Source organism: Microcystis sp. M179S2 (assembly GCF_020245805.1).
Classification (GTDB): domain Bacteria; phylum Cyanobacteriota; class Cyanobacteriia; order Cyanobacteriales; family Microcystaceae; genus Microcystis; species Microcystis aeruginosa.
In genome coordinates, this window is record NZ_JADBUE010000018.1 from 1 (window position 1) to 7,158 (window position 7,158).

General features: G+C 41.2%; 5 protein-coding genes and 1 pseudogene. 3 read left to right on the plus strand and 3 right to left on the minus strand.

Features of this window, described 5'->3' with window-relative positions:
• Positions 1–320 precede the first annotated feature (320 nt).
• Positions 321–1,508, minus strand: coding sequence for a glycosyltransferase (locus tag IM500_RS00990; RefSeq protein WP_287737434.1), 1,188 nt, complete (start codon positions 1,506–1,508; stop codon positions 321–323).
• Between the two features lie 253 nt (positions 1,509–1,761).
• Here IM500_RS00990 and IM500_RS00995 point away from each other — a divergent pair, with 253 nt between their 5' ends.
• From IM500_RS00995 to IM500_RS01005, 3 genes are all read left to right on the plus strand, one after another.
• On the plus strand, positions 1,762–2,985 hold the full coding sequence (locus tag IM500_RS00995) for an NAD(P)/FAD-dependent oxidoreductase (RefSeq protein WP_287737435.1): 1,224 nt from the start codon (positions 1,762–1,764) through the stop codon (positions 2,983–2,985).
• 30 nt (positions 2,986–3,015) lie between these two features.
• The gene (locus IM500_RS01000) at positions 3,016–4,218 is read left to right on the plus strand and encodes an S-layer homology domain-containing protein (RefSeq protein WP_287737436.1); all 1,203 of its coding nucleotides are present in this window, start codon (positions 3,016–3,018) and stop codon (positions 4,216–4,218) included.
• A 184-nt stretch (positions 4,219–4,402) separates the two neighbouring features.
• The gene (locus IM500_RS01005; RefSeq protein WP_287737437.1) at positions 4,403–6,628 is read left to right on the plus strand and encodes a heavy metal translocating P-type ATPase; all 2,226 of its coding nucleotides are present in this window, start codon (positions 4,403–4,405) and stop codon (positions 6,626–6,628) included.
• A 10-nt stretch (positions 6,629–6,638) separates the two neighbouring features.
• Here the strand turns inward: IM500_RS01005 and IM500_RS01010 are convergent, their stop codons facing one another.
• Together IM500_RS01010 and IM500_RS01015 are read right to left on the minus strand one after the other, a co-directional pair.
• Positions 6,639–6,809 carry a four helix bundle protein gene (locus tag IM500_RS01010; protein ID WP_265795831.1) on the minus strand — a complete coding sequence of 57 codons (171 nt, stop codon included), beginning with the start codon at positions 6,807–6,809 and terminating at the stop codon, positions 6,639–6,641.
• Positions 6,810–6,886: 77 nt separating this feature from the next.
• A pseudogene (locus IM500_RS01015) lies at positions 6,887–7,158 on the minus strand (IS1634 family transposase); the annotation flags it as partial.

Consider the following 7,158-nt stretch of genomic DNA (forward strand, 5'->3'; position numbering starts at 1 on the left):
ACCTATCATTAATTTATTTGGTGCGTTGCAAGTAAAACGTAGGGTGCGTTAGACGGCGATAATCTCTGCTTAAACTTAAATCTAACAATCCGTCGTAACGCACCACACCTATCATTAATTTAACTTTATTATAACATATAATTAATTTGCAAGAGTTCTTATCTATCATTAATTTATTTGATGCGTTACGCTATCGAAGGGCGCACCCTACTACTACTAATTATTGTACTGTAAAAGGATAATGCTGGGTTTTTAAAGGTTCCAATTTTAACAGGTCAAAAGCCCTATTTTTAAAGAGTTTTACCATTATTCAGCAATCCCTAATTAGGATAAACTCGCCCTTTCCAACCTCCCCCTTGGCCGCGCCAATAACGCAGGGCAGAATCCACAGTCATTAAACTATAAAAGAGGGCAATTAGGGGTAAAGTTAAAGCCCGCAGGGGGGATAATTTATATAGTCTTAAAGTCGGGCTATAGGAGAGGGCGATTAGTAATAAGGTGACGGCGCTAATTATGATAATTGATGTTTCTTTTAAGACCAATCCCCAGATTAAGCCCAAGGGGGCGGCTAAATAGGTTAAAAACATCCCGAAAATTGTGCCGATTAACCAAAGTGTTGAGTAATTTAGTTGTGTGAAGGCGGTGCGGGCTACCATATTCCAAATGCTGGCTAAATCGGGATAGGGACGGAGACTATAGGTGCTTTCTGTTAATCCTAACCAGATGGAACTCTCGTTATTTTCGGGGTGATTTTGCAGATATTTTTTAACCGCAATCGCCAAAGAACAATCATCAATTAAAGCTTGTTTAAGAATTTCAATACCGCCAATTTTTTCTAGGATATCTCGGCGAATTAAAATGCAACCCCCGGCGGCGGCTGCTATCGGGGAATTAGGATTATTAACTAGGGGAAAAGGATAGAGTTTCTCGAAGAAAAAAACAAAGGCAGGAATAAGAAATCTTTCCCAAAAACTGTCACAGCGTAGCAACACCATCAGGGAAACTAACGCTTGTTTTTCCTGTACTGCTTTAGTAACTAATTGGGTTAAATTATCTGTTGCATGGGCAATATCGGCATCGGTGAAGAGAAAATAATCGGGTGCAAATTTCTCGGTAGCCTCTGTTATTCCCTGTTTCATTGCCCATAATTTACCCGTCCATCCTATCTCTAAAGGTTGTCCAGAAATAATAGTTATTTGTCCAGATTTATGAGATTGATCAGCAATTTCTTGAGCAACTTTTCCCGTGCCATCACTGCTTTGATCGTCAATTAAAACAATCGAAAATTCGCCTTGATAATCTTGGTTAAAGAGGGAGGTTAAACTGATAGGTAAAACGTCGGCTTCGTTTCGTGCGGGGATAATTGCCGAGACTTTTGGATAATTTGTTAAGGGAGAAGTGAGAGAATTAATTTTTTGGTTAGATAGCCAAAATTGTCCCCTGGCTAAGATTAAATATAACCAAATTATTAGCGATAGGAAAGTAACTAATAATAATAAAAATGTCATAAGCTAGTCGGCTTTCGATGAGGGAATAGGGAACAGGTCAAAAAGAGTAAGTAGGTAGGTGTTAAAAGTTGTCAGACACCCCCCTTATTAAGGGGGGCAGGGGGGATCGAACCTAAAATCCATTTTTAATTTAATTATAACCAGCTACTTATCAAATTTAGATGCACAACAGCTTCATAAGTTTGGGGTTTAACAGAGGGCAAATTAGGGTAAAATAGAGGCAAGTTAGCAAAATTAGGCGAGGGAGTAAATCATGGATTATGATGTCGTAATTATTGGGGGTGGACCGGCGGGAGGTCACTGTGGTAGATTATTAAGTGAAAAAGGTTATCGTGTTCTTTTAGTAGAACAACATTCTAGTTGGCAAGATAATAACTTTTCTAGTGCCGCTTCTCCCCTAGAAATTTTAGAACAATTCAATCTCCCCGAAACCGTAGTGGCTAGGTTTTGGAAAAATATCGAAATTATCTCCACTAGCATACATCATTTTTGGTCATCAGCGCAACCTTTAGGGGTAGTTTTTGATTTTGCCAAATTGCGAGAGTTTTTAGCCGCAGAAGTGCTGCGTTGGGGGGGAGAAGTTCGGTTAGGTTGTCGTTATCTGAAATATCAACAAACGGAGAATCAGCTAACTGTTTTCTTGAAATCAAAAGGCGAGGAAATCGAAACAGTTACTACTCGTTTATTGGTTGATGCTACCGGATACGCTAGAGCGGTTATGTATAAACAAAGACGAGAAAAACCTGATTTTTTAAAAGCAGTGGGCATTGAATATTTAATTGCTGTGCCAGAAGGAGATTATCAAAAATATCAAGATAATTTAGTATTTTTTCTCGGTCATAAATGGAGTCCTAAAGGTTATGGCTGGATTTTTCCTATGGATAATCAGCAATTAAAAATAGGAGCCGCTTGGTTAGAGGGAGAACATCCTTATATTTCTGAAGTTAAGCCTTTAAAAAGTTATATTACCGACATAATAAAAGACTACATGAACTTAGATAATTATGCTCTAGTAGATCAACACGGTTCCATCGTAGAATATTCCTGTGGATTGCAAGATATTTACTATAAACAACCAAATATTATCGCCATAGGTGATGCAGTTTCAACTATCAATGCTTTAGGAGGAGAGGGAATTAGACACGCGATGAAAGGAGCGGAAATTGCTTGTCAATACATGGAAGAATATTTACAGGGAAAATCGAGTAGTTTTGCCCCTTATCAACAGAGGATGCAAGAATATTTTCAACCAAAATGGAATTTATCCGATCGCCTCAGTCGCAAAGTTTATTTAGAATATAGTGATGTGCGTATAGATCAAGGAGTATCCTATCTCAAGTATCTTTCCACTCAGGATATAATCGACATTTTATTTTACTACAAATTTGAAAAATACACAAAAGGGTTAGGAGGATTTCTGCTGGGGAAATTACGTCAATGGTGGCACCGAATTTTCCCTAGTCAAAAACCTGAGTAAATAGGCTAGGATAAAGCTAAGGAAACAATATTGGTAAAGACCGTGAGTAAGTTTATTCGCTACAGTACAATGATCACCCTGCTGGGTATTTTAGGAGCCTGTAGTGGCAATCCTGCCCTAGAAAATCGTCTGGCTGCCGATCCTAATCTACAAACAAATCCCATACCAGAAAATTCTCCTAATAACAGGCAATTACCCGCAAATTTTCCCGCAGAAATTCCTCGATATAGTCAATCAGAATTATTATCCGTGCAGACAAATCCTGATAATACTGGTGGACAAACCCGTTGGCAATCCAACGATCCCAGCAATGCGATCGAGGCTTTTTATCAACAGGAATTAGTTAATAATAATTGGGAAATTATCACTCCCTTTTCTGGGGAAGGAGTCAATAGTACCTTGACAGCCCGTCGAGATAATTTAGAATTAACTATCACCATAACTGCCACTTCTCCCAATACCGAATATAGCCTCGATTATCGTCCAACGGGAACCCCGATTGCTTCCCCTAGTCCCTCCCCTATTTCTTCCCCCTTACCCAATCTTAATCCCACCAGTTTTAACGATCTCGAATCCTTACCTAATCCCTTAAAGAGCCACATTCAAGACTTAGCTAGATTGGGAGTATTAACAGGTAATAACAATCAGTTTAACCCTAATGATACAATAACGCGCCGAGAATTTGCCCGCTGGTTGTTACAGGCTAATAATGCCATTTATGCCAATGTAGCGGGTAAACAAATCCGTTTAGCTACTCCCAATAGTTCCCCAGCTTTTAGTGATGTTAAAAATAACGATCCCGATTATATTTATATTCAAGGATTAGCGGAAGCGGGGTTAATTCCCTCTCCTTTAACGGGAGATAGTAGCGCCCTTTTATTCCGTCCCAATGCTCCTTTAACCCGGGAAGATTTAATCGCGTGGAAAGTGCCATTAGATATTAGAAAAGCTTTACCGAGCGCCAATCTTGATACGATTAAAAATACTTGGGGTTTTCAGGATACTAATAAAATTAACCCGCAGCTGGTGCGCGCTCTTTATGCCGATTTTCAAAATGCCGAACAAGCCAATATTCGGCGAGTTTTTGGTTTTACTACCCTATTTCAGCCAAAAAGACCGGTAAATCGCGCTGAAGCTGCCGCTGCTTTATGGTATTTTGGTTTTCAGGGTGATGGTGTTTCCGCTGCCGATGCTTTGCAGGGTCAAGATACGCAACAGAGTGGGGTTAATTGAAATCTGTCCATAAAAATTAAGGGTGTGTTAGGAAAATACAAGCCATTCTTTTTGACATTTCTTCATATCTATTCAGAAAAATTAACAGAGGATTCTTGACCCTGCAGCTAGGGGAATATTTTATGCTAAAGATATAACTCTGCTGCAGGGGATTTTCTTGCTGACTTCCGCTGCTATTAACATTATGACCCATCAAACTCTCAAACTCGCCGGGATGAGTTGCGCTGGTTGTGCTGATTCGATCGAACGGATAATTAAATCTATCCCCGGAGTGATTCGATGTCAAGTTAATTTTGGCATGGAACAGGTGGATGTGGACTATGACCCCAAGCGTACCGATCTTAACACTATTCAAGCAAAAGTTAGGGATGCCGGTTTCCAAGCTACACCGATAACGGAAATTAATCTCGAATCCAGGCCAGAAAAAGAACTTCTCACTAAACTATCGATCGCTATTGTTATTAGCATTATACTTTTTATCGGTTCTTTGCCGATGATGACGGGTTTATCTCTATCTTTTATTCCCCACTGGTTACACGCTCCCTTATTCCAATTAATTCTCGCTACTCCCGTCCAATTTTGGTGTGGTCAAAGTTTTTATAAAAATGCTTGGAAAGCCTTTAAAAACCGCACTGCCACCATGGACACTTTAGTAGTTTTGGGAACCAGTGCCGCCTATTTTTATTCCTTGTTTTCAACCTTCGGGAGCGATTTTATCGAAAAACAGGGGTTTGATTCCCATGTCTATTACGAAGCATCAGCTATCGTCATTACTCTGATTTTACTCGGTCGTTTCCTCGAAAAACGTGCCAGAAAAGAAACAGCCGCCGCTATTAAACAATTAATGAGATTACAGGCAAAAACTGCTAGGGTGATTAGGGAAGAACAGACGCTAGATCTACCGATCGAAGAGGTAAAAGTAGGAGATATAATTTTAGTGCGTCCGGGAGAAAAAATTCCCGTCGATGGCATAATTATCCAAGGCAGTTCTAGCATTGATGAATCGATGGTGACGGGGGAAAGTTTACCCGTGCGAAAAACCGTCAATCAACAGGTAATCGGTGCGACAATTAATAAAACTGGTAGCCTACAAATGCAAGCGTTACGGGTGGGAAAAGATACGGTTTTAGCTCAGATTGTCCGATTAGTGCAAACCGCGCAAGCATCAAAAGCACCTATACAAAGATTAGTCGATCGAGTGACCGCTTATTTTGTGCCGGTGGTGATGATTATTGCGGTAATAACTTTCTTATTTTGGATTCTCCGCACGGGTAATCTCACCCTCGCTTTGATTACAATGGTGGAAGTCTTAATTATCGCCTGTCCCTGTGCGCTAGGATTAGCTACACCCACCTCGATTATGGTGGGAACAGGACAGGGAGCAAAACAGGGAATTTTAATTAAAAATGCCGAAAGTTTAGAATTAGCCCAGGGCATCACTACTATTGTTCTAGATAAAACGGGAACTCTCACCCAGGGTAAACCAACGGTGACAGACTTCTTGACTCGCGAGGGGGTGGGGGATGGACGGGAATTATTGCTGCTGCAGTTAGTCGTGTCGGTGGAGAATCATTCTGAACACCCGTTAGGAGAAGCAATAGTTAAATATGGGCAGTTAAACCAGATTAAACCCCTAGAAGTAACCGAATTTGACTCAATAACTGGGGCAGGAGTGCAGGGAAAAGTCGGGTCGGATTTAGTGCAAATCGGTACACAACAATGGTTAGAACGTCAAGGGGTTGAAACAAAAGTTCTTAAAAAAGTCGCCCACGATTGGGAATGGCAGAAAAAAACCGTGGCTTGGATAGCGGTTAACGGGGGTTTAGAGGGGGTGATCGCCATTTCCGACGTTTTAAAACCTTTTTCTTCCTCAGTGGTCGCCAAGCTCAAAAAAATGGGCTTAGAGGTGATGATGATGACGGGGGACAACCTCGAAACCGCAGAAGCGATCGCCAGCGAGTTGGGTATCCGGCGCTTTTTTGCCGCACTCCGTCCCCAACAAAAAGCCGAAAAAATCGAATATTTGCAGAAAAAAGGGAAAATTGTCGCCATGGTTGGCGATGGCATCAATGATGCGATCGCATTGGCGCAAGCGGACTTAGGTATTGCTATTGGCACGGGGACCGATGTAGCGATCGCTGCCAGCGATATAACCTTAATTTCGGGAGATTTACAGGGAATTGTGACTGCTATTGAGTTAAGTCGGGCAACAATGGGAAACATCAAAGAAAATCTCTTTTTTGCTTTTATTTATAACCTGATTGCCATTCCCATCGCTGCCGGAGTCCTCTATCCTTTTCTGCTCAATCCGATTATTGCCGGTGCTGCCATGGCTTTAAGTTCCCTTTCCGTGGTGACAAATGCCTTACGATTGCGTCGAGTTCATCCCAGGGTGGGGAGTGGGGTGTAGGGTGTGGGGGTTATTTATTTTCAAGGGAACGAATCAAAGTTAGCAGCAGTCGGCCCACTGATTCACATTGATTAAGAATAGGATTGACGCTCTGAGGGGAAGCTAGTTCAACTCTTTGAGAGATTAACCAATGAGTCTCCAACTCTTTGAGAGAACCTTGAGCTATGTACAAAAATTGGATATATTCCTGGACTTCCCCGTTGACAAAAAGCCATAAGCTGTGCTGTAGAAGGGATTAAAAGAATTTCCAGCGCCCCGTTACTGGGTACAAATTAGGGAAACTTCCAATAAATCTAACGCATGATTGTTGTAGAGAAGTCGGTCGAGTTATCTTAGAAAAACGATAACTTCCCTCTCTAATCGTACATTCTACTGTATTCAAGCAAATCGTCCCCAGGTCTTCCAACAAAGTCCGAAAACTATGCACAGGGAGGTTCTCTTGATTCCGTTTTTTTCTCTCTTTAGATTGAACGGATTCACTGCGACTCGCTTTAATCACATTCAGAGAACTATCATCAATTTCTTCATCC